This is a genomic window from Streptomyces carpinensis, assembly GCF_002154505.1.
In the GTDB taxonomy this organism is placed as follows: Bacteria; Actinomycetota; Actinomycetes; order Streptomycetales; family Streptomycetaceae; genus Streptomyces; species Streptomyces carpinensis.
On sequence record NZ_MUBM01000152.1, the window covers coordinates 1 to 22,446 of the forward strand.

The following is a 22,446-nucleotide window of genomic DNA, read 5'->3' on the forward strand; positions in this document are numbered from 1 at the left end:
TGATCCACCTGCCCACCCTGCGCATCGCGGGCGGGAAGGTACGCGCCGATCTCGCCCACACCCACCCCGTGCCCAAGATCCAGCGCACCGGCCACACGGTCGCGCTCGGCGTGGACTGGGGCCTGAACACCCTTCTCAGCGCGGGTGCGGCCCGGCTGCACGACGAGGGACAGATCACCGATGTCGGGGCGGGCGCGCAGTTCCGGGCCGCTGGTGTGCTGGCCAAGCAGTACCGGCTGCGTCGAATCTCGGAGCGTCTGCACGCCAAGACCGACCACTACGACCGGCTCGCCGACCCCTCCCTGGACGGCAGGGCGGCGAGGCTGGCGGAGGAGATCCGGCGCGTCTCGGCGCGCCGCTCGAACCTCAATGACGCGTTGGCATGGTCTGCCGCCCGCTGGACCGTGGACCAAGCTGTCGCGGCCGGGGCCACGGTCATCTACCTGGAAGACCTGCGGTCGATGGAAGCCGGTGGCATGGGCCGCACCCAGAACACCCGCCTCTCGCAGACGGTGCGCGGGCAGATCACCGACCACGTGCGCCACCTTGCCGCCGAAGTCGGTATAGCCGTGGTTACTGTGCCGCCGCGCAACACCTCAAAGCACTGCCCCGCGTGTCTGACCCCGCTGCGCCACCGCAAGGCACCCGACCGGCCCACCGTGCCGGGCTGGAAATGGGCCATCTGCCCCGGATGCGGCTGGCAGGGCGACCGAGACCAGGGCGCTTGGCGACGTATTGCCGCACGCGGCCTCGCTCACCAGACCAAGACCGTCGTGGACCGCACGAGCGGCGCCATGGTGATCCACGCCGTGGTGGACGCGATGGAAGCCAAGTCCGTCATCACGGCCACCCCCAAGACCCACCGGACGGACCGGTCGAAGACCGGCCCCACCCGGCCAAGAACCAACCGCCTCACGCCCGGGCGACGTGAGGTCCCCTCCCCGACGCGGCCCCTCGGCCGTGCCGGTCAGCGTCCGGAGGGACACGCACCAACGGACCGGACCCGGCTGCCCCGCGCAGCCCACCGGCACCAGAACGTGACCACGATCAGCACACACACCACCAGCCGACACCGGCCACGCGGAGCAGCACTCGGCGCGGGATTCCATCTCCACGCTCATGCATCCCCGCCCAGATGGGCAGAACCCACGCCGGACCCCACGGTTCGCATAGGTTCGCTTAGCTATTCAGAGACGCTGGTAGTGGCACCACCCCTCTCCAAGCTTGAACCGAGCCCCTCAGCGAGCAAGCGCGGAGGCCATACAAAAGGGATTAAACGGACATTCTTCACGTCGAGGTTTCAGCTCCTCGGACGCCACCGATCCCAGGCAGGCGGCAGGTTCACAACCTGCGACTCCATCCTCACAGGAGACTGGTCATGCGTATTGCCAAATGGACTTCGGCCGCTGTTGCGGGCCTCGCCCTCGGCGGCGCCGCCGCATCGGCCGTCGCCGCGCCGGCCGCCCCGGCGCAAGCAGTCGCTTACGGCGGCCACGGCCACGGCGGTCATGGCGACCACGGCGGTTACGGCGGCTACGGACGCAGCTACTACGGACACGGAGGTCACGACCACGGCGGTCGGTACTAGAGGCCGCCTCTGAACGAATCCCGTTCGAAGCAGGAACGACGTGAGGGTGACCGTCGCCTCGAAGGGGGCGCCGGTCACACTCGTTCGGCGCCACGCGCGGCCTGCCCTCCCGCACGGTGTCTTCCGTACGGTGTCTTCCGTCCGGCGAGTTCCGTGCGTGCCACGACGTGCACCGGAGGGAGGGGCGAGCGGTTTCGGCCGGTTGCGCCGCCGCATGAGCAGGGCAACCGCAACCGGCCGACCTCCCGCGGCCGTCACCGAGCAGGTCCGGCCACGGCGAAGATGCTCAGAACCGGATCACCGGCCCGCCGTCGTCGCCTGGCGCGTGCCCGGCGTCGGCTTGTGGTGGTCGTGGGCGCCGAGCGCGTGCAGGATCTCCTCGACGCTCTGCTTGGCGTCGCCGAAGAGCATGCTGCTGTTCTCGCGGAAGAAGAGCGGGTTCTGCACGCCCGCGTAGCCGGAGGCCATGGAGCGTTTGAAGACGATGACGTGCTCGGCTTCCCAGACCCGCAGCACCGGCATGCCGGCGATGGGGCTGCCCGGGTCCTCGGTCGCGGCGGGGTTGACGGTGTCGTTCGCGCCGATGACCAGCACGACCGAGGTGTCGGCGAAGTCGTCGTTGATCTCGTCCATTTCCAGGACGATGTCATAGGGCACCTTCGCCTCGGCGAGCAGCACGTTCATGTGCCCGGGCAGGCGCCCGGCGACGGGGTGCACGCCGAAGCGGACCTCCACGCCCCGCTCGCGCAGCTGCCGGGTCAGCTCCGCGACAGGGTGCTGGGCCTGGGCCACGGCCATGCCGTAACCGGGAGTGATGATCACCGAGCGGGCCTCGGCGAGCGTCTCGGCCGCCTCCGCGGCGCGCACCTCGCGGTACTCGCCGTGCTCCTCGTCGCGGCCGGACGGTGCGTCGATACCGAAGCCGCCCGCGATGACGGAGAGGAAGGACCGGTTCATCGCCTTGCACATGATGTAGGACAGGTAGGCACCGGAGGAGCCGACCAGTGCGCCTGTCACGATGAGCAGGTTGTTGTCGAGCAGGAAGCCGGCCGCGGCCGCTGCCCAGCCCGAGTAGCTGTTCAGCATGGAGACGACGACGGGCATGTCGCCGCCGCCGATCGAGGCGACCAGGTGCCAGCCGAGGGCCAGCGCCAGCACGGTGACCGCGATCATCAGGGGCAGGTTCGGGCTGACCGTGAACCATACGGTCAGCGCGACGAACGCGACGAGCGCTCCGATGTTGAGCGCGTTCTTGCCGGGCAGCATCAGCGGGCGGGACTTGATGCGCGCCGAGAGCTTCAGGAACGCGACGATGGAGCCGGTGAAGGTGACGGCACCGATGAAGATGCCGATGAACACCTCGGCGTGGTGGATGCCCAGCAGATCGGCGCCGATCCGGTTCTGCGCCGCGCCGTGCGCTTCCACCTCCAGGTAGCTGTTCCAGCCCACGAGCACCGCGGCGAGGCCGACGAAGCTGTGCAGCACCGCGATCAGTTCGGGCATCTGCGTCATCTCGACGCGGCGGGCCCGCCACAGGCCGATCGCCGCGCCCAGTGCCATGGCCAGCACGATGAGGGCCACCGCACCGGCGGTGATGCTCTGCGCCGCCATCACGATGGTGGCGACCAGTGCGAGGGCCATGCCGGCGATGCCGTAGACGACGCCGGAGCGGGAGGTGCGGTGCTGGGACAGGCCGGCCAGGCTGAGGATGAACAACAGGGCGGCGACCAGGTCGGCGGCGTGGGAGGCCGTGAGTGAGGTCATCTCGGCTCAGCCTTTCGAGAACATGGACAGCATGCGGCGGGTGACGGCGAAGCCTCCGAAGATGTTGACGCTCGTCAGAAGGATCGCCACGAAGGACAGCGCGGTGACGATCCGGCTCTCGTGCCCGATCTGCAGCAGGGCGCCGATCACGACGATTCCGGAGATCGCGTTGGTCACCGACATCAGCGGTGTGTGCAGCGCGTGGTGCACCTTGCCGATGACGTAGTAGCCGATCACCACCGCGAGGGCGAACACCGTGAAGTTCCCGGCGAATTGGGCGGGGGCGAGGGCGACCAGCAGGAACATCGCGAGCATGCCGATGCCGATCAGGCCGAATCGTCCCGCAGCCGTCAGCCTCGGCTGCTCGGGCTCCGGTGTGGCGGGCTCGGCCGCGGGCTGCGCGGCGGGCGCGGCCGAGACCGCGACAGGGGGCGGGGGCCAGGTCACGTCGCCGTCCCGCACCACGGTGACGGCACGCTGCACGACGTCGTCGAAGTCGATCGTCAGCTGCCCGTCCTTGCCGGGCGTGAGCAGCTTGACCAGGTTCACCAGGTTGGTGCCGAACAGCTGCGAGGCCTGGGTGGGCAGCCGGGAGGCGAGGTCGGTGTAGCCGATGACGGTGACACCGTTGTCGGTGACCACCGCGCGCCCCGGCACGGTGCCCTCGACGTTCCCGCCCTGGGCGGCGGCCATGTCGACGATGACGCTGCCTGGCTTCATGGCGGCGACGTCCCGCGCCGTCAGCAGGCGCGGCGCCGGCCGGCCCGGGATCAGCGCGGTGGTGATCACGATGTCCACATCCTGCGCCTGCTCGTGGTAGAGCTCGGCGGCGGCTCGGTCGTAGTCGGCGGAGGTGGTCCTGGCGTACCCGTCGGTGCTCGTCTCCTGCACGACGTTCACCGGAAGGTACTCACCGCCCATCGACTTCACCTGGTCCGCGACCTCCGGCCGCGGGTCGGTGGCCCGTACGACCGCGCCGAGGCTGGAGGCGGCGCCGATCGCCGCCAGACCGGCGACACCCGCGCCCGCGACGAGCACCTTCGCCGGCGGCACCTTGCCCGCCGCGGTGACCTGCCCGGTGAAGAACCGGCCGAAGACATGCGCGGCCTCGACGACCGCCCGGTACCCGGCGATGTTCGCCATCGACGACAGCACGTCCATCGACTGCGCACGCGAGATGCGCGGCACCGCGTCCAGCGCCAGAGCGGTGATCCCGGCATCGGCGAGCGCCTGAAGCAGTTCGGGCTTCTGTGCCGGGGCCAGCAGGGCGACCACGGTCGCGCCCTGCCGCAGCCGGGTGATCTCCGCGTCGGAGGGGGAGTTCACCTTCAGGACGACATCCGCGGTCCACGCCTCGCCGATCTCGGCACCGGCATCGAGGTAGGCCTGGTCGCTGAAGCCGGAGGCCGCGCCGGCCTCCGGCTCCACCACGACCTCGTAACCCAGGCCCAGAAGCTGACGCACCGTCGCGGGGGTGGCCGCGACACGCGTCTCCCCGGAAACGGACTCGGCCACGACGCCGATGCGCTGCGGTGGGTGGTGCGCGGGTTCATGAGAAGACATGTCTCGTGTTCTCTCCTCGTAGGAGGGTCTGACGGGGTATCCGCGATCAATGGGGCGTGCCCATCGGCCATCTTCTCCGCGGACGCGTGCCGTAGGAACCTACCCGTCACAGCCACCTGGAGAGACGGGCGTGACCGTGGTGTGTTTCACTCTCGCCCGGCCTGCCCAAGTCGGACAGCCACGGCACCACCACGTCCCGCCCGGTCCACCCCTTCCCCTACGCCGCGGAGAAGACCGGCGGTGGCCCTGCGGACGAGGCCGGCAGCAGGTTCCCCGAGGCGCGCCCGGGCCTGTGCCCCGGGCCGCCGCCTGCCCGCCGGTCACTCGATGCGCTCAGGGCGATGACGCCGATCCACGCCGGAGGGCTTCGGCGATGATCTGCACCAGGTGGCGACTGTCCAGGCCGGCGAGGTCGCGCACCTGGGTGCGGCAGGAGAACCCGTCCGCCAGGACCTCCCGGTCCGGTCCGGCCGACGCCTTGGCGAGGATGCCGCCCTGCGCGATCGCCTCGGAGAGCTCGTAGTGGCCCTTCTCCATGCCGAAGTTCCCGGCGAGGCCGCAGCATCCCGCTGAGATCTCGACGTCGCAGCCCATGGCTTTAAGGAGTGCCTGATCCGCGCCGTATCCCATGACGGAGTGGTGGTGGCAGTGAGGCTGGACGAGGAGTTTCCGTGCCGTCCGGGGCGGTGTCCAGTCGATGGAGGTGAGGAACTCGGCGACGGTCTTGACCGAGCGGGAGAGCTCGGCGGCGCGGGGATCGTCGGGGAGGAGTTCCAGGAGGTCCGAACGGAGGGTGGCGGTGCAGCTGGGTTCGAGACCGATGACTGTCCTTCCGTCCCTGACGTGGGGAAGCAGGAGGTCGAGTGTCTTGCGCAGCTTGGCTTTGGCAGCGGTGAGCTGACCCGTGGAGACGAGGGTCAGTCCGCAGCAGGCTCCGGGGGCGGCGATCTCGACGTCGCACCCGGCGGAGAAGAGGACCTCGAGGGCGTCCCGTGGGATGTCCGGAGCCATGGCGTCGGAGAAGGAGTCGACCCAGAGCAGGACCTTGTGCCCGTCCGTCTTGCCTCCGCCGCTCTTCGCCGGCCTGCTCCAGCGGAACGGCCTTCGGGGCAGCGACGGCAGCGACCGGCGGGTGTCTGCGCCCATCATCGCCATCATGGCTCTGCGCAGCACCGGAACACGGCTCACGAGGTTGACGAGTGGGGCGAGTGGCGCGGCGAGCTTGAGCCACTGCGGAAGCCGGCCGAGTGTGTAGTGGCTGAGCGGGCGCAAGCGCCCCTTGTAGGTCTGGTGGAGGGCCTCGGACTTGAACGTGGCCATGTCGATGCCGGTGGGGCAGTCGTTCGCGCACGCCTTGCAGCTCAGGCACAGGTCGAGGGCCTCGTGGACTTCGGGGGAGCTCCAGCCACCGGTGACGACTCCGCCGTTGAGCATCTCCTGGAGGGTTCGCGCGCGGCCTCGGGTGGAGTCCTTCTCGTTCCGTGTGGCGGTGTACGAGGGACACATGAACCCGCCCTGTGCACGAAGGTCGGCCCGGCACTTCCCCACCCCGACGCACCGGTGGACGGACTCCGTGATGTTTCCGCCGTCGTGCGCGAAGGCGAAGCCGTCGGTGGCGCGGAGCTGGAGGGCCTGTGGACGGCGGAGGTCGGCGTCCAACGGTGCCGGACGGACCACGACGCCGGGGTTCATCAGGTCCTCGGGATCCAGGAGGGCCTTGAAGGCCTCCATCGCGCGCAGGGCCTTGGGGCCGAACATGGTGGGCAGCAGCTCGGAGCGGGCACGCCCGTCCCCGTGCTCGCCGGAGAGGGAGCCGCCGTGCTCGGCGGCCAGGGCCGCGGCCCGTCGGAGGAACCTGCGCATGAGCGCGCCCCCGGCCTCGAGCGGGAAGTCGATGCGGACGTGGACGCACCCGTCGCCGAAGTGGCCGTAGGCCAGCCCGGAGACGCCCTCCTCGGCCATGAGGGCCTGGAGTCCCCGCAGGTAGTCTCCGAGCCTGGCCGGGGGGACGGCGGAGTCTTCCCAGCCGGGCCAGGCCTGCGTGTCGTCGGCGGTGCGTCCGGCCAGGCCGGCGCCGTCTGCGCGGATCTGCCACAGCCTGGCCGCCTCGGGACCTGTGGGCAGGACCACGGCGTCGGCTGAGCTGGATGCGGCGACGAGCTTGTGCGCCGCCTCGACCGCCTCCTGCGAGGTCGCGCCGCCGACTTCGGCCATCAGCCATCCCCCGCCGGCGGGCAGCGCCGGGACGCCGGCACCGCCGTGCGCCCGGCGGACGACATCGACGAGCTGTGCGTCCAGGCCCTCCAGCGCGAGGGGATGGAGGGGAAGCAGGTTGGGCACATCGTCCGCGGCGGCGGCCATGTCGCTGTAGCCGAGGACCGCCAGGGCCGGCGCCGATGCCCGGGGGACGAGCCGGACCGTGGCCTCGAGGAGGATTCCGCAGCTGCCTTCGGTGCCGGTGAGGGCAGCCGCGAGGTTCCGTCCGTTCTCCGGGAGCAGGTGCTCGAGGGAGTAGCCGGAGATCTGGCGTCCGAAACGTCCGAACTCGGTGCGCAGCACGGCCAGGTTCTCCGAGACGAAGGCGTCCAGACCGGGAACCGCTTCGAGTGCGCCGGCCCCCGAGCCGGCGGTGATGATTTCGCCGCGGCCGGTCAGCCAGGTCAGGGAGACCACGTTGTCGGCCGTGCGCCCGTAGGAGAGGCCGTGCGGACCGCACGCGTTGTTGCCGATCATCCCGCCGATCGTGCAGCGGGTGGCGGTGGACGGATCGGGGCCGAACCGCAGGCCGAAGGGCAGGGCCGCGTTCTGGAGCGTACTCAGCACGACCCCGGGTTCCACCACGGCCGTCGAGGACTCGGGGTCGATCGAGAGGATGCGGTTCATGAAGCGGGAGAAGTCGATCACAAGGCCCGGGCCGACGGCGTTTCCGGCGCAGGAGGTGCCTCCTCCTCTGACCGTGACCGCAATCCCGTGAGCGCGGGCGATGCGGACGGCTGCGACCACGTCGTCCCTCGACTTGGGCACGAGCACGGCCAGAGGGACGACTCGGTAGTTCGAGGCGTCGGTCGAATGGAGCGCTCTGGTCAGGGACGAGTCATCGACGAGAGCGCCGAGGCGCATGCGGAGGTCGTCGAGGAACGCCTTGCCGGAGGCCTTCGGGCTGTCTGTTGCGGTTGAGGCCATCTCTCCTGCCGCTCCTGCGCCTTGATGTGCTGGTGTTGGTGTGGATCCGTACGCAGCGGCGTGGTGTCCGCGCGAGCTTGCGCCCGACTGGGAGCGCCGCGGCTTCCCGGGGCTCAGTCGTTGCCGGCGACAGCCGTCACGGGAGAACGAGGCTCCTGGGCGTGTCGCCGGCGGCGTCCCGAAGCCATCCAGGGTCCAGTCCCTGGCCGGACAGTGCGTCGATCAGCTGGTCCAGGGCTCTGGGGGGCTCGGGGCTGTCGGGCTGTCCCGCGTCGGAGGCGAGGACCAGGCGTGGCCCTGCCGCCCGGGCGACGGCGGCGAGTCGGGACGCTGTCATCCCTGGCTGGTGGAGGAGTTGGTAGGCGGTGATCTCGACGTGGGCACCCCTCTCGGCGAGCTCGGCGATCTCCTGCACCGGCATGGCGGGAACGGTGTAGGAGGGGTGCGTGAGCAGGAACCTGCCGATGCCCCGGTCAAGGGCCTGTTCCAGCAGCCACCTGCACTCCCCGCCGCTGAGATGCCCTGTGCACAGCACGGCGTCGTGCTCGGCGATCAGGTCGAGGACGAGGTCGATGTCCTTGGTGGCTGCGTCGTCCGCGGGCAGGACCGGGGGGACGGACAGCACGGAGCGGTCCAGACGCTCGTCCAGGTCTCCCAGCCGCGGCAGGTGGGCGCTTTCCTGGGTGTGAGCGTCCGCTGTGGGAAACCACACGACCCGACCGCCTGTGGACAGAGCCGAGAGGACGGCTGCCGGGTTGATTCCGCCGACGGCACGGTTGAGGGCGATTCCCCCGACGACCTGCAACCCTGAGGAGCGGCTGAGGGCGCTGGCCCGGCCCACGGTGGACTCGTGGTGTGCCTTCAGGACGAAGCCGCTGTAGCCGGCCGCGGCGTAGCTCGCCCCGATCTGGTCGTCGTGGCCGATCCGTTCCAGCACGTCGGGGGCGGCATGTACGTGGACGTCAAACACGGGTCTGCTCTCCATCCCGGACGTGGCTCGTCCCGAGCGCACCGGCGAGAAGGTCGGCCCGGGATTCCGTGAGCAGGGGGACGTCGTCGCGCAGTCGGCGCAGGGCCGTCAGGTCGAGCTCGGCCACGGCGGCCCCCGGTTCGTCCCCGAGGGAGGCCAGGATGCCGCCGTCGGGGCCGAGAACGCGGGAGCCACCCCAGAACCGGCTTCCTCCGTCCGTGCCACAGCGGTTGACGAAGACGACGTAGCACTGCAGCAGCACGGCCGCGTGTTCCAGGATCACCTCCCATGTGCGGCGGATCCCCTTGGGGTCGGCTCCCTCCATGCTGGCCACGGGCACGACCAGGACTTCGGCTCCGCTGTGCGCGGCCAGCCAGGGGATGACGGGATGCCACATGTCATTGCAGATGGCGGTGGCGATTCTGGCCGTGCGGATGTCGACGGTTGACAGTTCGGTGCCGGGCTGGAAGACGAGGTGCTCGTTCCACGGCGCGTACGAGACGGGATGCAGCTTGCGCTGGAGGTGCCGGATCCCGGTCAGGGGATCGGACAGCAGGTAGCTGTTCCACGGCAGGCCCGAGGCGCTCCTCTCGGCGAAGCCCACTCCGACTCCCTGGGAGAGGAGTTCGGCGAGCCGGGGGTCGTCGCCGGTGAACAGGTCGGTCTCCCCCGGCGGAGCGAATCCGTAGCCGTTGGCCGAGAGCTCCGGGGTGAGGGCGAGGTCGATCGGGCCGAGACCGCTGCGCAGGCCGGCGATGCGGGCGAGGTTCTCTTCCACTGCGCCGAAGACGGGCGCGGTCTGCAGGAGTCCCACACGAAGGGACTCCCGGCCGCCTGTCACTTCAGCTTGTTGGCGCTCAGCCACTTGCCCGCCACCTCCTCGGGAGTCTTGCCGTCGACGTCGATCTGTGCGTTGAGCTTCTGCAGCTCGGAGGTGGTGAGCAGCTTGCTCACCGGAGCCATCACCGCCCGGATCCGCGGGTTCTTCTCCAGGACGGCGCCTCGGACGTTCAGGGAGAGGTTGTAGGGCGGGAAGAACCTCTTGTCGTCCTTCAGGAGGGTCAGCCCGAGGGCGGAGATCCGGCCGTCGGTGGCGAAGACCTCACCGAAGTTGCAGGGGTTGCCCTTGGCGACGGCGTTGTAGATCGGTCCCTCGGCCAGCTCTGCCACCTTGGACTTGGGGAGACTGAAACCGTAGGTCTTCTGCAGCCCGGGCCAGCCGTCGTCCCGGCCGAAGAACTCCGAGGCGCCGCAGAAGCCGGCGCTGCCCGGCTGTGCCGTGGCCAGCTTGGCGTAGTCGGAGAGGGTGGAGACGTGGAGCTTCTTCGCCGTTTCCGTCTTCGCCGCGACGGCGTAGGTGTTGTTCGCCGCCGCGGGCGGGAGCCACACCACGTCGTTCTTGGCCTTGTCCATGGCGCTGAGCTTGCGGTACAGGACCTGCGGGTCGGTGACGCCCGCCTTCTGCTGCAGGGCCAGCCAGCCGGAGCCGGTGTACTCCCAGTACATGTCCACAGCGCCGCTGGTCAGTGCGGCACGGACGGCGTTGGTGCCGCTCATGCCGCACGTGCGCTTGACCCTGGCTCCCTGGGATTCGAGCCGCTCGGCGGTGATCTCGCACAACAGCAGTTGCTCGGTGAAGTTCTTGGAAGCGACGTTCACGGTGGCCCCTTTGAGAGGGCCGTCCTTGGCGGGGCCTCCGCCCTGTCCCGGAGGGCTGCTGGTGAGAGCGCAGCCGCTGCCGAGGGCGACGCTGAGCAGACTTATGGCCGCAAGCCTGATCTTGCGCATGCGAAACACCTCCTACGGTGCTTGACGTGTTGGTCTGCGGGAACGAGCGCGGTCTCAGATGCCGCGCGGACGCAGAACGCGCTCGGCGAGGCCGGCCAGCCAGTCGACGGTCAGGGCCAGGGCCATCGTGAGGGCGCTGCCGACGATGAGCACGGGCATCCGGTCGAGGGAGATGCCGGAGGAGATGACGGAGCCGAGGCCTCCGGCGTTGGTGAACGCCGCGAGGGTGGCGACGCCGACGTTGAGGATCAGCGCTACGCGGATGCCTGCCAGCATCACCGGTACGGCCAAGGGCAGTTCGATGGTGCAGAGCACCTCGGTGGGGCTCATCCCCATGCCCCGTCCGGCATCGATGAGCGCGGGGTCGACCTGACGGATCCCGACCATGGTGTTGCGCAGCACGGGAAGGAGGGCGTACAGCACGAGTGCCACCACCGCCATCCAGAAGCCGACGCCGAAGACCATGGCCAGTACCACCAGCACTCCGATGGACGGAACCGCCTGGCTGGCGTTCGCCGCCGCGAGCACGACCGCCCCTGCTCTCCTGGTGCGGGGCCTGGTCAGGAGGACTCCCAGCGGAACGCCGATGGCGATGGTCAGGAGGGTGGATGCGACGACGAGCTGGACATGCTGCCAGAGCGCGGTCAGCACGACCTCGGCAGCCAGGCTGCGCGCCTCGATGGAGTCCATCCGGAGGGAGTGGACGTAGGCCCAGACCGCGCCCAGCAGGATGAGCACGACCAGCGGCAGTACCCATGTCGTGGAGCGGCGCGTGCCGGGTGCGGGGACTTCCTCGACCGCCGCGGTGCTCATGAGAGGACCTTCGTCGGCTGCGCGGCGGCGGTGAGCAGGGACTGGAGATCGAGGTAGCGGCTGGTGCCCCCGGCCCCGCCGACCTCGATGCCCTCGGCCCCTGAGGCCAGGACGAGCTCGAGCGCCCTGTGGACGGTCTCACCGGCGTCGACCTCGATGGCGTTCGCCAGGCTGGGCATGTCCGAGGGGAAGGAGGCGAGGACGTCCGAGACCTTGAGGAGGGACAGTCTGCGAACCGGGGCGCCGGAGCCGATGAAGTCGCGGACGAAGTCGTCGGCGGGATTGCTCAGGATCGCCAACGGCGTGTCGAACTGGGCCAGTCGGGAACCGGGGCCGAAGATGGCGATGCGGTCGCCCAGCCGGAGTGCTTCGTCGATGTCATGAGTGACCATCACGATCGTCTTGCGGATGCTCGCCTGGAGCCGCAGGAACTCCATCTGCAGCTTCTCCCGCACGATGGGGTCCACGGCGCCGAACGGTTCGTCCATCAGCATCACCGGTGGGTCCGCCGCCAGTGCGCGGGCCACGCCGACCCGCTGCTGCTGACCGCCGGAGAGCTGCTTGGGGTACCGGCCGACGTGGACGGCAGGGTCGAGCCCGACCAACTCCAGCAGCTCCTCCGCCCGTCGGCGGCGGTCGGTCCTCTTCATCCCGAGCATCTTGGGCACGAGGGCGATGTTGTCGGCGATGGTCAGGTGGGGCAGCAGGCCGATCTGCTGGATGACGTAGCCGATACCGCGTCGCAGACTGTCCACGTCGGCGTGGGTGACGTCCTTGCCGTCGATGAAGATCCGCCCCCGCGTCGGCTCGACGAGGCGGTTGATCATCCGCAAGGTGGTGGTCTTCCCACAACCGGACGGGCCGACCAGGACGACGAACTCTCCTCGCTTGATCTCCATCGAGAGCTCGGAGACGGCCGCCTTCGCCTGGCCTGGGTAATGTTTGGAGACGCCGTCCAGGAAGATCATGGCGTCCTGGCTCGGGGCGGGCCTATCTGACATTCAGTCCTCGCAGAGCGGTGATCTTGGCAATCGCGATGAACAACAGGTCGAGGACCAGAGCGACGAATATCACTCCGATCACTCCTGAGAGGGCTTCCTCGATGGCGTTCGCTCCCCCGATGCGCTCCAGCCCCCGGAAGATCTCCTGTCCCAGTCCAGGACCGTGCACGACGGCTCCGATGGCCGCCGTGGCGACCAGCATGATCGTCGCCGTCCGGATCCCGTTGAGGATGACGGGCCAGGCCAACGGCAGGACGACGGTGCGCATCCTGCGTCCTGGGCTCATGCCGAGGCCGCGCGCGGCTTCGACGACGGCCGGGTCGACCCCCTCGATGCCCGTGACGGTGTTGCGCAGGATCGGGAAGATCCCGTAGACGGCGAGGGCCACGATCGTCGGGGCGACGCCGAGTCCCATGAGAGGGATCATGAGGGCGAACAAGGCGAAGGAGGGGATGGTCAGCAGGGTTCCCGTCAGTGACAGCAGCCCGTGGCGCAGGCGTGGGGTGGACTGGGTGAGGAGGGCGAGTCCGATCCCGATGACCGCGGAGATCCCGACGCTGACCAGGACCAGTTCGATGTGCTGCTCCGTCAAGAAGACCAGCAGGTCGGCGTTGTCCGTCATGTAGGCGATGAGTTTCATCGGCCGGCCGGCCCTCCACTGCCGCGGCTTGCAACCGCGTCGAGAACCGGCCGCCGCGGGCAGGTCGCGCCGGCCTCCGCGAAAGGTTGAGCAAGATGTCGCATGGTTGTCGTCCTGGGCTCTGATCGATGGGTATCGGCAGTCGTCCTCTGATGGACGGGTGTCGGCAGGTGCCGACGACCGTTCAGGGATCGCTCCGGTCAGCGCACGACCGCACGTCGGAGCAGAGGGAGGCATGCAGGGCCTGCACCGTCGAGAGCAGGTGCCCGGCGAATGCCTGGATGTGCGGCTCGATCCTGAACGCCGGACCGGAGATGTTCACCGCGGCGTTGATCCGGCCGGTGAAGTCCCGAACCGGCACCCCGATGCCCAGCAGTTCCGGATCGAATATCCGATTCGCCACGGTATAGCCGCATTTGCGAGCCTCCTGGACCCGGGCGAGGAACTCGTGGGCCTGGCGGGCCGAGATCCCGTCGTCCCCGCGCTGGACCATGGCGAGGATGTGCTCGTCCTCGTGGTCCAGCAGCAGGGCCATGCCGCTGGAGCTTCTGTTCACCGGCACCGTCCGGCCCACCCAGTTCACGGCCTCGATCGAGCGCCGGGAGCTCTCCGAGTGGACGGTGAGCACCTCGCCGTCGCTGAGAACCGTCAGGTAGCTGCGCTCCCGGACCGTCTCGGACAGCCTGAGCAACAAGGGGGCCGCGAGTTTGGTCAGCCGCTGGTCTCCCGCGCGCACCGCCAGCGCGAAGAGCCGCCAGCTCAGCTCGTACCGGCCCGAAGGACGCCGGGTGATCAGTCCTGCCTCGAGCAGGCTGCGCAACTGCCGGGACACCACGGACTTCTCGCGTCCCAGCGCCCTGGCGACGTCCGCCACGTTCAGACCGTCAGGGAACACGGCCGGATCCGCCGACGTCAGTGCGTCCAGTATCGCCATCACCCGCGAAGCGCCGCTCTGTGCCGCGGGACCATGCTTCTGCTCGAGAGCCATTCCGGAACCTTAGATACCGGTTGTGAAACACGCAACGGTGGATTGCATTTTCTGCATCGCCGACGGTGGAGCGCCTCCGACCGCGGTCGCGGTCAGGCCGAGATGCTGCGGGCCGGAGCGGCGGAGGCGCTGAAGGCCCCGTCGAAGAACTCCTTCAGGCGGTCGCACAGCAGCAGGAACTCCGGGTGGTCGCCGTACATGAAGTCGTTGTGCCGTCCGTCGACCGTGTAGAGGGTCTTGGGCGAAGCGGCGGACGCGTACAGGGAGAGAGCCTCGCCGTAGGGGTGCAGCGTGTTCCGCTCGCCGTGCGCGATGAACAGGGGCGTGGGCGAGAGGTTCGCCACCACACTCTCCACCTTCAGGTCCATGATGGACTCCGTGAACTGCAGCCGGGTCGGGTGCCCGAAGCCGTAGACCTGCGCCAGTTCCTTCTGGACGTAGTCATCGGTCGCGGGGTCCAGCGGATAGTGGGCGAAGGTGTCCGCGAGCTCGGACTCGCCCTGGAGGACTCGACGCACTCGATCCTCCTCCACCTCGTCGACGATCTTCAGGAACTCGTCGTAGGTGTGGATGGACTTCAGCCAGCGCTCCCCGTCGTAGAAGCCGTTCAGGGCAGCCACGCCCGCGACGCCTCCGCCCTTCTCGGCGGCGAGGACGACGTTCGCGGCCCCCATGCCCCAGCCGACGAGGCCGACACGGCGGGAATCGATGTCGTCCTGCGAGCGCATGAACGTCACGGCGTTGCGCACGTCCTGAACCTGCTCCTCGATGAGGACCCGGCCCTTCTCCCCTTCGCTGTCCGCCATGCCCCGGTAGTCGAAGCCCAGGCAGACGAACCCGCGCTCGGTCATCCGCCCGGCGAACATCTTCGGATAGAACTCGTTGAACCCCTGATAGCCGGAGTTGATCACGAGGGCCCGGTGCTGCCCGCCCTCCGGCAGGTCGTCGGGGTAGTAGATGGTGGCCTTGAGGCGGCTGCCCTCGCTGTAGAAAGTCGTGTCCTTCTGGATCATCAGGTGCCCCTTGCACTGGTCCGGCTGAGTGTGCCGAGTCCTCCGCCCGCTTCCGGACCGGCGCCTTCCTCGCGTGTGCTCTGCCGGAAGGCCGCAGGTCGCCGAGAGCGTGCCGCGGATCTCAACGGGTTCACCATCGGAGCACGATGCAATGAGCGCAATGACGGGATGCATTTTCTGCAACTCGCCGATGCGGGGCCTCGGGCGGCCTCAAGTCCGGGGGTGCGATTCCGCTCCGGCCGCTTGACATGCCTGGTTCAGACCTTTAGTTTACGGGTCATCAGAAATTCAGGCATGCGCTCAGCGTTCAGGTAGATAAACACTCCTGATCGCCGTCCCCACCCCTCGCCCCCCACGTCAGCCACGCAGGAACGGCTGCTCTGCCTCTCACGGGAGGGATCCATGCACATGACCCGGTCCAAGCTACTGGCGACGACGACCGTCGCGGGCCTCGTCGGCACCCTGGCGGTCTTCGGCGGCGGCAGCGCGAACGCCGCGGACCCGAAGGTCGCGCCCGGCGGCAACTTCGACCTGTCGATATGGCAGCTCCAGGAACCGGTCGGCTCCCCGGGATCACCGACCACCATCCCCTCGTCCCGCCTCCAGGGCCCCAACGGCTACCAGGACGCCTACTTCTACACCGACACACGCGACGGCGCGATGACCTTCTGGGCGCCGGAGAAGGGCGTCACGACGCCCAACTCCAACTACGCCCGCTCCGAGCTACGGGAGATGAACCGCGACGGCAGCGCCGCGGACTGGTCGCTCGACGGCTCCCACCGGATGAGCGCGACCCTGCGCGTGGTGTCGGTGACGTCCAACGTGTGCGTGGGGCAGATCCACCTCGGCACCGGGGGCTCGTCCACCAAACCGCTGCTGGAGCTGTACTACCACGCCAACGGCGACATCGTCCTCGGCACCGAGAACTCCCCCTCCGGAGGCCAGACACCACACACGGTGGGCCACGTGGCGATCGGCAGGACCTGGAGCTACACCATCGCCGTCTCCGGCGGCGACACCATCGACCTGACCGTCAACGGCACCACCACCCACTACGCCATCCCCTCGTCCTTCAAGCCCTACAAGCAGTACTTCAAGGCCGGCTCGTACAACCAGTCGTCCTCGGACAGCACCACGAAGGGAGCCCGCGTCGCCTTCTACGGCCTGACGGTCTCCCACAGCTGACCCGTCGGGCACAGCAGCCCGCGGCGCGTCGCGGTGTGCGGCGCGTCGCGGCGGGCGTCGCGGCGTGCGGACCTCAGCGGAGCGGGGCGAGCGCCTGCCGCTCGTGGGTGTGCGGCCGCAGGTCACAGGTGGGGAGAGGGGACGGAGTCCGTCTGCGGGCGGCGCTATCCTCTCGGACGATCGGGTGAGGAAACAGTCCGACCGGCGTTCGCGGCCTGCGGTCCGGTGCGGAAGGCGCCGGGACGGGGCACGGATGACAAAGACGTCCGCTCCGCAACCCTGGAGGAACCGACATGCCCCTGAGCCGCGAAGAGCGCGAGCAGTTCCTTGCCGAGCCGCATGTCGCCGCGTTGGCGGTCGACGCAGGGGCGGGCCGAGGCCCACTGACCGTGCCCATCTGGTACCAGTACGCGCGGGGCGGCACCGTCTGGATCATGACTGGGCTGGACTCCCGCAAGCACCAGCTGATCAAGGGCGCAGGCCGGTTCTCACTGATGGTCGACCGGCTCGAACCCACGATCCGGTACGTGTCCGTCGAGGGGCCCGTCATCGACACGGCACCCGCGACCGTCGATCAGCTGCGGGAGATCTCGTCCCGCTACCTCCCGGCCGAGAAGGTCGACGCCTACGTGGACTTCGCCTGGAAGAACCACGGCGAGCAGGTCGTCGTCCGCATGCGCCCCGAACACTGGGTGTCGTCCGACCTGGGGTCGGTATGAATCCCCAACGGCCGGTGTACGGAGGTCTGTTCAGGGGATCAGGAGCGGTGGGCGCGGCCCGGGATGTCGATGCCGTAGCGGGCCGTTCTGCGGTAGAGCGTGGCGCGGCTCATGCCCAGTTGGTCCGCCACCTGCGCCATCGTCATGCCCGGCTCCGTCAGGCAACGCACGATCTCGGCGCGCTCCAGCTCCTGGAGGCGGCTCAGCCGGCACCGGGCGCCGGTGAACACCTCCGCCGGAAGATGCCGCGCGTCGATCACGTCCGCCCTGGACGCCGCACCGCGCACCACATGCCTCAACTGACGTACGTTCTCCGGCCATTCGTACGCCGTCAGGGCCCGTACGGCGGCAGGTGTGAACGTCACCTCGTGGCCCCGGTGCCGGCGTGCGAAGTGACGGGCGAGTGGCATCACGTCGTCCGGGCGGCCCCGCAGCGGCGGCACCTCGATCACCGTGTCCACGAGTGAGGCCGGCTCGGGCGGGATGGCCGAGTAGTCGGACGCGGTCAGCGCGAACGGCTGCAGGAGGGGCCGTCCGTCCTCGCCCGTGCGGCGGGCCCGGGCGAACAGCCCGGCCAACTCGGCGGCGGCCCACGCGGGCAGCGCGTCCACGCCGGAGACGATGACGCATGTGTCGTCCTTCGCCAGTTCCGGTGTCCACAGCGTCAGCCACGCCCGCATGTCGTCCGGTGCGGGCGGCCGCGCAGCCAGCACCCGCTCCCGCGGCGCGGTCAGCCGGCGTGCCGCCGAGATCAGCGCCGTCTTGCCCGCGCCGGGTTCGCCGACGACCGCCACCACACGCCCCTCGGCGAGCGCCGCGCGGGCCGTCGCCAGGCGTTGCGTCCACGCGGCGGACAGGGGGCGCTCGGCGTCGTCGTAGTGCTCGGCGCCGTCGGCGTACACCCGGAACACCTCACCGCGCGGCAGGGGACGGACGCGGCGGCCGGAGCCGCGCGCCAGCATCAGCGCCGTGGTGCTCCCGGCGGTCGCCTGGGCCAGCGCCAGCAGGAGCTGCGAGGAGGAGTCCGACCAGGTCGTCAGGTTGACGGTGCCGGCGACCCGCCCGCTGACCGGGTCGAGGACCGGTGCCGCGGCACAGGTGTAGCCGCGCAGCCCGGTGCAGAAGTGTTCTTCGGCCCGCACCAGCGAGGGGGCGCGGTCGGCGAGGGCGAGGCCGAGCCCGTTGGTGCCGGCGTTGGACTCCGCGAAGTAGAAGCCGGGCGCCAGATGCACCCGGTCCAGAGAGCGGTCGATCGAGGCGTCGTCGCTGAGGCGGCACAGCACCAGGCCCTCGTGGTCGGTGATCATCAGGCTGACCGGCTCGTTCGCCAGGGTTCGGCGCAGCCCCTGCAGCACCTCGTGACCGCACTCGTACAGCAGCGATCCGGTGTCCACGGAGCCGGTGAAGACGGGTCGCATCTCCTCCGGCGTCAGTCCGTACGTCTCGCTGCGCTGCCACGACGCCCGCAGGCGCGGGGGGAGCGCGGTGACCTCGCCGCAGGCCGCGGGAGAGACGTCCGTGTGCGCGTTGTCCACTTCGACCTCCGCAGGACGCGTCGTTGCGTCGACCCCTGCCACGCTACTGCCCGCCGGTACGCCCCTCGCCCGCCCGGATGTCTCAAAGTGAGACACCCGACGGCTGCCGCCGCCCTCCCCCGCTTTCTACGGTGCTCCACAAGCTGCCGGCGATATGGAAGGGACGCCATGTACCGCAAGGACGGCGAGAACTATTTCATCGTGGACGCGCACGTCGCTCTCTGGGACGCACGGCCCGAGAACCAGCTCAACATCCACGGAAAGCAGTTCATCGACTGCTTCTACGACTATCACCGCAATCTGAGCCCGGAATCCGAGATGTGGTCGTACGAGGAATACCTCTACTACGGCGGCGACCGGCTGATGAAGGACCTCTTCGTCGACGGGTACGTCGACCACGCGATCTTCCAGCCGGCCCGGCTCGGCGCGTTCTACCGCACCGGCTTCGGGCAGACCGAGGAGGCCTTCGCCCTCACCCGCAAGCACCCCGGCAAGCTCACGTACAACCACTTCTTCGACCCGCGCTTCGAGGAGGCGGGCCTTCGGCAACTGCGGGAGGACGCCGCGCGCTTCGGCCTCAAGGGGGTCAAGCTCTACACCGCCGAGTGGCGGGGCGACTCCCGCGGTTACAAGCTCGACGACCCGTGGACCTACCGCTACCTGGAAACCTGCCAGGAACTGGGCATCAGGAACATCCACATCCACAAGGGCCCGACCATCCGCCCACTGGACCGGGACGCCTTCGACGTGGCCGACGTCGACAAGGCGGCCACCGACTTCACCGACCTGAACTTCGTGGTCGAGCACTGCGGCCTGCCCCGCCTGGAGGACTTCTGCTGGATCGCCACCCAGGAGCCCAACGTCCACGCCGGACTCGCCGTCGCCATCCCGTTCATCCACACCCGGCCCCGCTACTTCGCGCAGATCATCGGCGAGCTGCTCTACTGGCTCGACGAGGACCGCATCCAGTTCTCCAGCGACTACGCGCTGTGGACGCCGAAGTGGCTGATCGAGCGGTTCGCCGACTTCCAGATCCCCGAGGACATGGACGAGTACCCGCAGCTCACCGTCGCCCAGAAGAAGAAGATCCTCGGCCTGAACGCGGCCGCCATGTACGGCATCGACGTACCCGCCGAGTGCCGGCTGCCCGAACCCGCGGTGGCCTGACATGCGGCCCGCGCGACTCCGGGCGGCGGCCCGCGCCGCACTCGGTACCGTCTACGACCCGGAGCTAGACGAACCCATCACCGACCTCGGCTTCGTCTCCTCCCTGACGGCCGACGACGGCCACGTCACCGTGCACCTGCGGCTGCCGACATCCTTCTGCGCCCCCAACTTCGCCTACCTCATGGCCTCCGACGCAAAGGACGCGCTGACCGCGCTGCCCGGCGCCCGAGAGGTCACCGTCCTGCTCGACGACCACCACGACTCCGACCTGATCAACCGGGGCCTGGCCGCCGACGCGGGTTATCGCGGCACGTTCGGCCACGAGGCCGAGGAGGACCTGGAAGAGCTGCGGGAGATCTTCCGACGCAAGGCGCACGCCGCCGCCATGGAACGGGCGCTCACCACACTGCTGCGAGCACGGCCCGACCTCACCGAGGAACAGCTCGGCGACGTGGTGCTCGGCGACCTGCCCGACACCGCGCCCACCCGGGCGCTGCTGCGCCGCCGCGCCGCCCTCGGGCTCGGCACCGCGCCCACCGACCCGGCCCTCGTCGACGACGGCGGCAGGCCCTTTCCGCCCGGTGAGATCCCGCTGCGGCTGCGGTTCGCCCGCTCCGTGCAGATCTCCATCGACGGCAACGCGCACTTCTGCCGGGGACTGCTGCGCACCCGCTACCCCGACTCCGCCCCCGACCAGGCGCCTCGCGCCTGCGACAGCGGGAACCCGGCGAGCGCCGCCCCCGCCGCGCACAGCACGGCACCCGCCCGGGACGGCCGGACGACCAAGGAGAAGATCGCATGAAGGCAGTCCAGGTCGTCGGGTACGGCCACGACCTGCTCGACAACATCCGCCTGGCCGAGGTGCCCGTCCCCGAGGTCACCGGACCGCACGACGTGATCGTGAGGATCGGCGGCGCCGGGGTATGCCGCACCGATCTGCACATCCTCGAAGGACAGTGGGCCGAGAAGTCCGGCGTCTTGCTGCCCTACACCATCGGGCACGAGAACGCGGGCTGGGTGCACGCCGTCGGCAGCGCCGTCACCAACGTCGCCGAGGGCGACAAGGTCATCCTCCACCCGCTGATGACCTGCGGACTGTGCCGTGCCTGCCGGGCCGGCGACGACGTCCACTGCGAGCAGTCGCAGTTCCCCGGCATCGACACCGCCGGAGGCTACGCGGAGTACCTCAAGACGTCCGCCCGCAGCGTCGTCCGCCTCGACGACTCCCTCGAACCGGCCGACGTCGCCGCCCTCGCCGACGCGGGCCTGACCGCCTACCACGCGGCGGCCAAGGCGGCGCGGCGGCTTCGGCCCGGCGACCGGTGCGTGATCATCGGCGCGGGCGGCCTCGGCCACATCGGCATCCAGGTGCTCAAGGCACTCACCGCCGCCGAACTCGTCGTCGTCGATCGTAACCCGGAGGCCGTGAAGCTGGCCCGGTCCATCGGCGCCGACCACGGCGTCGTCACCGGTGGCGACCACGTCGAGCAGGTGCTGGAGCTGACCGGCGGCAGCGGTGCCGAGGTCGTCGTCGACTTCGTCGGCGAGGGCGGCGCCACCCGCGACGGCGTCCGCATGCTGCGCCGGGCCGGCGACTACCACGTGGTCGGATACGGCGAGAACATCGACGTCCCGACGATCGACATCATTTCGTCGGAGATCAACTTCATCGGTAACCTCGTTGGCAGCTACACGGATCTTTGCGAGCTGATGGTGCTCGCGGCGCAGAGCCGGGTACGGCTGCACACGACGACGTATCCGCTCGACCGGTTCCAGGACGCTTTGGCCGACCTGGACGCCGGGCGGGTCCGCGGACGCGCGATCCTCGTACCGTGACCCGGAAACGGGCCCGGCCACGCAATCACAGAAAGAGAGCCCCATGATTTTCATTACGGCCAAGTTCCGCGTACTGCCCGAGCACGCGGACCAGTGGCCGGAGATCTCCGGTGACTTCACCCGGGCGACCCGGGAAGAACCCGGCTGTCTCTGGTTCGACTGGTCCCGCAGCCTGGACGACTCGTCGGAATACGTTCTCGTCGAGGCGTTCCGCGACAACGAGGCGGGCGCCGCACACGTCCAGTCCGCGCATTTCAAGGCCGCCCAGGAAAAACTGCCGCGCTACCTGGCGGAGACGCCGCGCATCGTGAACACGACGATCGACCAGGACGGCTGGTCGGAACTCGGTGAGATGGCGGTCAAGTAGAGCACCGGCGCCGCCGCACGGGCATCAACGGCCGATGGCCCCGCCCCGATCACCGGGGCGGGGCCATCGGCCGTTCGCCGGGGCGGTGCGCGACGACTTCCGAGGTCTCGAACACCGCCGCAGCCGACTCCGTGGCCGCGCGAACGGCTCCCAACCCGCTGAGCTCGGTCTTCGGTGGTCGAAGTATCGGACGCGTGCGAGGCGTTGACAGCCTTCGGCGGATTCCTATCATCAAGCACTGTCCGTATTTGCGACCGACGTTCGAAATACCGCCCAACAGGTCGCCTCCCTGAATGACCCCGGATGCACGTGGGAGGTCGCCTCGC

At 69.4% G+C, this 22,446-nt stretch carries 19 protein-coding genes; 7 read left to right on the forward strand and 12 right to left on the reverse strand.

Features of this window, described 5'->3' with window-relative positions; genetic code table 11:
* Window positions 1-1,601 (forward strand): zinc ribbon domain-containing protein (locus BZY54_RS20525; RefSeq protein ID WP_244217259.1); only part of this gene is annotated, 1,601 nt, incomplete at its 5' end.
* A gap of 284 nt (window positions 1,602-1,885) precedes the next feature.
* Here BZY54_RS20525 and pntB read toward each other — a convergent pair.
* The 11 genes from pntB to BZY54_RS20580 all read right to left on the reverse strand — a co-directional run bounded on the left by pntB (window position 1,886) and on the right by BZY54_RS20580 (window position 15,311).
* Window positions 1,886-3,352 carry a Re/Si-specific NAD(P)(+) transhydrogenase subunit beta gene (gene pntB, locus BZY54_RS20530; protein ID WP_086726645.1) on the reverse strand — a complete coding sequence of 489 codons (1,467 nt, stop codon included), beginning with the start codon at window positions 3,350-3,352 and terminating at the stop codon, window positions 1,886-1,888.
* 6 nt (window positions 3,353-3,358) lie between these two features.
* Window positions 3,359-4,915: a Re/Si-specific NAD(P)(+) transhydrogenase subunit alpha gene (locus BZY54_RS20535; protein ID WP_086726646.1), complete on the reverse strand. Its 1,557-nt coding sequence runs from the start codon at window positions 4,913-4,915 to the stop codon at window positions 3,359-3,361.
* A 333-nt stretch (window positions 4,916-5,248) separates the two neighbouring features.
* Complete coding sequence (locus BZY54_RS20540) at window positions 5,249-8,098, reverse strand: FAD-binding and (Fe-S)-binding domain-containing protein (RefSeq protein ID WP_086726647.1); 2,850 nt, start codon at window positions 8,096-8,098, stop codon at window positions 5,249-5,251.
* A 136-nt stretch (window positions 8,099-8,234) separates the two neighbouring features.
* Window positions 8,235-9,068 (reverse strand): DUF6282 family protein, encoded by an 834-nt coding sequence (locus BZY54_RS20545; protein WP_086726648.1) that lies wholly within the window; start codon window positions 9,066-9,068, stop codon window positions 8,235-8,237.
* Window positions 9,061-9,882 carry a carbon-nitrogen hydrolase family protein gene (locus BZY54_RS20550; RefSeq protein WP_158103889.1) on the reverse strand — a complete coding sequence of 274 codons (822 nt, stop codon included), beginning with the start codon at window positions 9,880-9,882 and terminating at the stop codon, window positions 9,061-9,063. Before BZY54_RS20550 ends, BZY54_RS20545 begins: the two co-directional genes overlap by 8 nt.
* A 23-nt stretch (window positions 9,883-9,905) precedes the next feature.
* Entirely contained in the window at window positions 9,906-10,856 is a 951-nt protein-coding gene (locus BZY54_RS20555; RefSeq protein WP_086726650.1) for a glycine betaine ABC transporter substrate-binding protein, read from the reverse strand.
* 54 nt (window positions 10,857-10,910) lie between these two features.
* Window positions 10,911-11,669, reverse strand: coding sequence for an ABC transporter permease (locus BZY54_RS20560; RefSeq protein ID WP_086726651.1), 759 nt, complete (start codon window positions 11,667-11,669; stop codon window positions 10,911-10,913).
* On the reverse strand, window positions 11,666-12,670 hold the full coding sequence (locus BZY54_RS20565; RefSeq protein ID WP_086726652.1) for an ABC transporter ATP-binding protein: 1,005 nt from the start codon (window positions 12,668-12,670) through the stop codon (window positions 11,666-11,668). The genes BZY54_RS20560 and BZY54_RS20565 overlap by 4 nt, the downstream gene beginning before the upstream one ends.
* Window positions 12,660-13,310: an ABC transporter permease gene (locus tag BZY54_RS20570; protein ID WP_158103890.1), complete on the reverse strand. Its 651-nt coding sequence runs from the start codon at window positions 13,308-13,310 to the stop codon at window positions 12,660-12,662. Before BZY54_RS20570 ends, BZY54_RS20565 begins: the two co-directional genes overlap by 11 nt.
* A gap of 184 nt (window positions 13,311-13,494) precedes the next feature.
* Window positions 13,495-14,298 carry an IclR family transcriptional regulator gene (locus tag BZY54_RS20575; protein ID WP_086726654.1) on the reverse strand — a complete coding sequence of 268 codons (804 nt, stop codon included), beginning with the start codon at window positions 14,296-14,298 and terminating at the stop codon, window positions 13,495-13,497.
* Between the two features lie 92 nt (window positions 14,299-14,390).
* Window positions 14,391-15,311, reverse strand: coding sequence for an alpha/beta hydrolase (locus BZY54_RS20580; RefSeq protein WP_086726655.1), 921 nt, complete (start codon window positions 15,309-15,311; stop codon window positions 14,391-14,393).
* A 408-nt stretch (window positions 15,312-15,719) separates the two neighbouring features.
* Between BZY54_RS20580 and BZY54_RS20585 the strand changes: the two genes are divergently transcribed.
* Both BZY54_RS20585 and BZY54_RS20590 read left to right on the forward strand, forming a co-directional pair.
* On the forward strand, window positions 15,720-16,496 hold the full coding sequence (locus tag BZY54_RS20585; RefSeq protein ID WP_107419764.1) for a polysaccharide lyase family 7 protein: 777 nt from the start codon (window positions 15,720-15,722) through the stop codon (window positions 16,494-16,496).
* A gap of 293 nt (window positions 16,497-16,789) precedes the next feature.
* A complete protein-coding gene (locus BZY54_RS20590) occupies window positions 16,790-17,215 on the forward strand; it encodes a pyridoxamine 5'-phosphate oxidase family protein (protein WP_086726656.1) in 426 nt (141 codons plus the stop codon).
* Between the two features lie 38 nt (window positions 17,216-17,253).
* Here the strand turns inward: BZY54_RS20590 and BZY54_RS20595 are convergent, their stop codons facing one another.
* A complete protein-coding gene (locus BZY54_RS20595) occupies window positions 17,254-18,750 on the reverse strand; it encodes an AAA-type ATPase lid domain-containing protein (protein ID WP_086726657.1) in 1,497 nt (498 codons plus the stop codon).
* Window positions 18,751-18,918: 168 nt separating this feature from the next.
* Between BZY54_RS20595 and BZY54_RS20600 the strand changes: the two genes are divergently transcribed.
* Genes BZY54_RS20600 through BZY54_RS20615 form a run of 4 tightly spaced genes read left to right on the forward strand, consistent with a single transcriptional unit; the run spans window position 18,919 to window position 22,120 of the window.
* Window positions 18,919-19,917 carry an amidohydrolase family protein gene (locus BZY54_RS20600; protein ID WP_086726658.1) on the forward strand — a complete coding sequence of 333 codons (999 nt, stop codon included), beginning with the start codon at window positions 18,919-18,921 and terminating at the stop codon, window positions 19,915-19,917.
* A 1-nt stretch (window position 19,918) separates the two neighbouring features.
* Window positions 19,919-20,719, forward strand: coding sequence for an iron-sulfur cluster assembly protein (locus BZY54_RS20605; protein ID WP_086726659.1), 801 nt, complete (start codon window positions 19,919-19,921; stop codon window positions 20,717-20,719).
* Window positions 20,716-21,753: an NAD(P)-dependent alcohol dehydrogenase gene (locus BZY54_RS20610; RefSeq protein WP_086726660.1), complete on the forward strand. Its 1,038-nt coding sequence runs from the start codon at window positions 20,716-20,718 to the stop codon at window positions 21,751-21,753. Before BZY54_RS20605 ends, BZY54_RS20610 begins: the two co-directional genes overlap by 4 nt.
* A 43-nt stretch (window positions 21,754-21,796) precedes the next feature.
* Window positions 21,797-22,120 (forward strand): putative quinol monooxygenase, encoded by a 324-nt coding sequence (locus tag BZY54_RS20615; RefSeq protein WP_086726661.1) that lies wholly within the window; start codon window positions 21,797-21,799, stop codon window positions 22,118-22,120.
* Window positions 22,121-22,446 lie beyond the last annotated feature (326 nt).

What these genes read in the sequence shown, in the direction of transcription:
- BZY54_RS20600 (WP_086726658.1), top strand. Translation starts at nt 18,919, where the DNA reads ATGTACCGCAAGGACGGCGAGAACTATTTCATCGTGGACGCGCACGTC.
- BZY54_RS20610 (WP_086726660.1), top strand. Translation starts at nt 20,716, where the DNA reads ATGAAGGCAGTCCAGGTCGTCGGGTACGGCCACGACCTGCTCGACAAC.
- pntB (WP_086726645.1), bottom strand. Translation starts at nt 3,352, where the DNA reads ATGACCTCACTCACGGCCTCCCACGCCGCCGACCTGGTCGCCGCCCTG.
- BZY54_RS20555 (WP_086726650.1), bottom strand. Translation starts at nt 10,856, where the DNA reads ATGCGCAAGATCAGGCTTGCGGCCATAAGTCTGCTCAGCGTCGCCCTC.
- BZY54_RS20615 (WP_086726661.1), top strand. Translation starts at nt 21,797, where the DNA reads ATGATTTTCATTACGGCCAAGTTCCGCGTACTGCCCGAGCACGCGGAC.
- BZY54_RS20560 (WP_086726651.1), bottom strand. Translation starts at nt 11,669, where the DNA reads ATGAGCACCGCGGCGGTCGAGGAAGTCCCCGCACCCGGCACGCGCCGC.
- BZY54_RS20580 (WP_086726655.1), bottom strand. Translation starts at nt 15,311, where the DNA reads ATGATCCAGAAGGACACGACTTTCTACAGCGAGGGCAGCCGCCTCAAG.
- BZY54_RS20605 (WP_086726659.1), top strand. Translation starts at nt 19,919, where the DNA reads ATGCGGCCCGCGCGACTCCGGGCGGCGGCCCGCGCCGCACTCGGTACC.
- BZY54_RS20570 (WP_158103890.1), bottom strand. Translation starts at nt 13,310, where the DNA reads ATGAAACTCATCGCCTACATGACGGACAACGCCGACCTGCTGGTCTTC.
- BZY54_RS20565 (WP_086726652.1), bottom strand. Translation starts at nt 12,670, where the DNA reads ATGTCAGATAGGCCCGCCCCGAGCCAGGACGCCATGATCTTCCTGGAC.
- BZY54_RS20585 (WP_107419764.1), top strand. Translation starts at nt 15,720, where the DNA reads ATGACCCGGTCCAAGCTACTGGCGACGACGACCGTCGCGGGCCTCGTC.
- BZY54_RS20575 (WP_086726654.1), bottom strand. Translation starts at nt 14,298, where the DNA reads ATGGCTCTCGAGCAGAAGCATGGTCCCGCGGCACAGAGCGGCGCTTCG.
- BZY54_RS20540 (WP_086726647.1), bottom strand. Translation starts at nt 8,098, where the DNA reads ATGGCCTCAACCGCAACAGACAGCCCGAAGGCCTCCGGCAAGGCGTTC.
- BZY54_RS20590 (WP_086726656.1), top strand. Translation starts at nt 16,790, where the DNA reads ATGCCCCTGAGCCGCGAAGAGCGCGAGCAGTTCCTTGCCGAGCCGCAT.
- BZY54_RS20535 (WP_086726646.1), bottom strand. Translation starts at nt 4,915, where the DNA reads ATGTCTTCTCATGAACCCGCGCACCACCCACCGCAGCGCATCGGCGTC.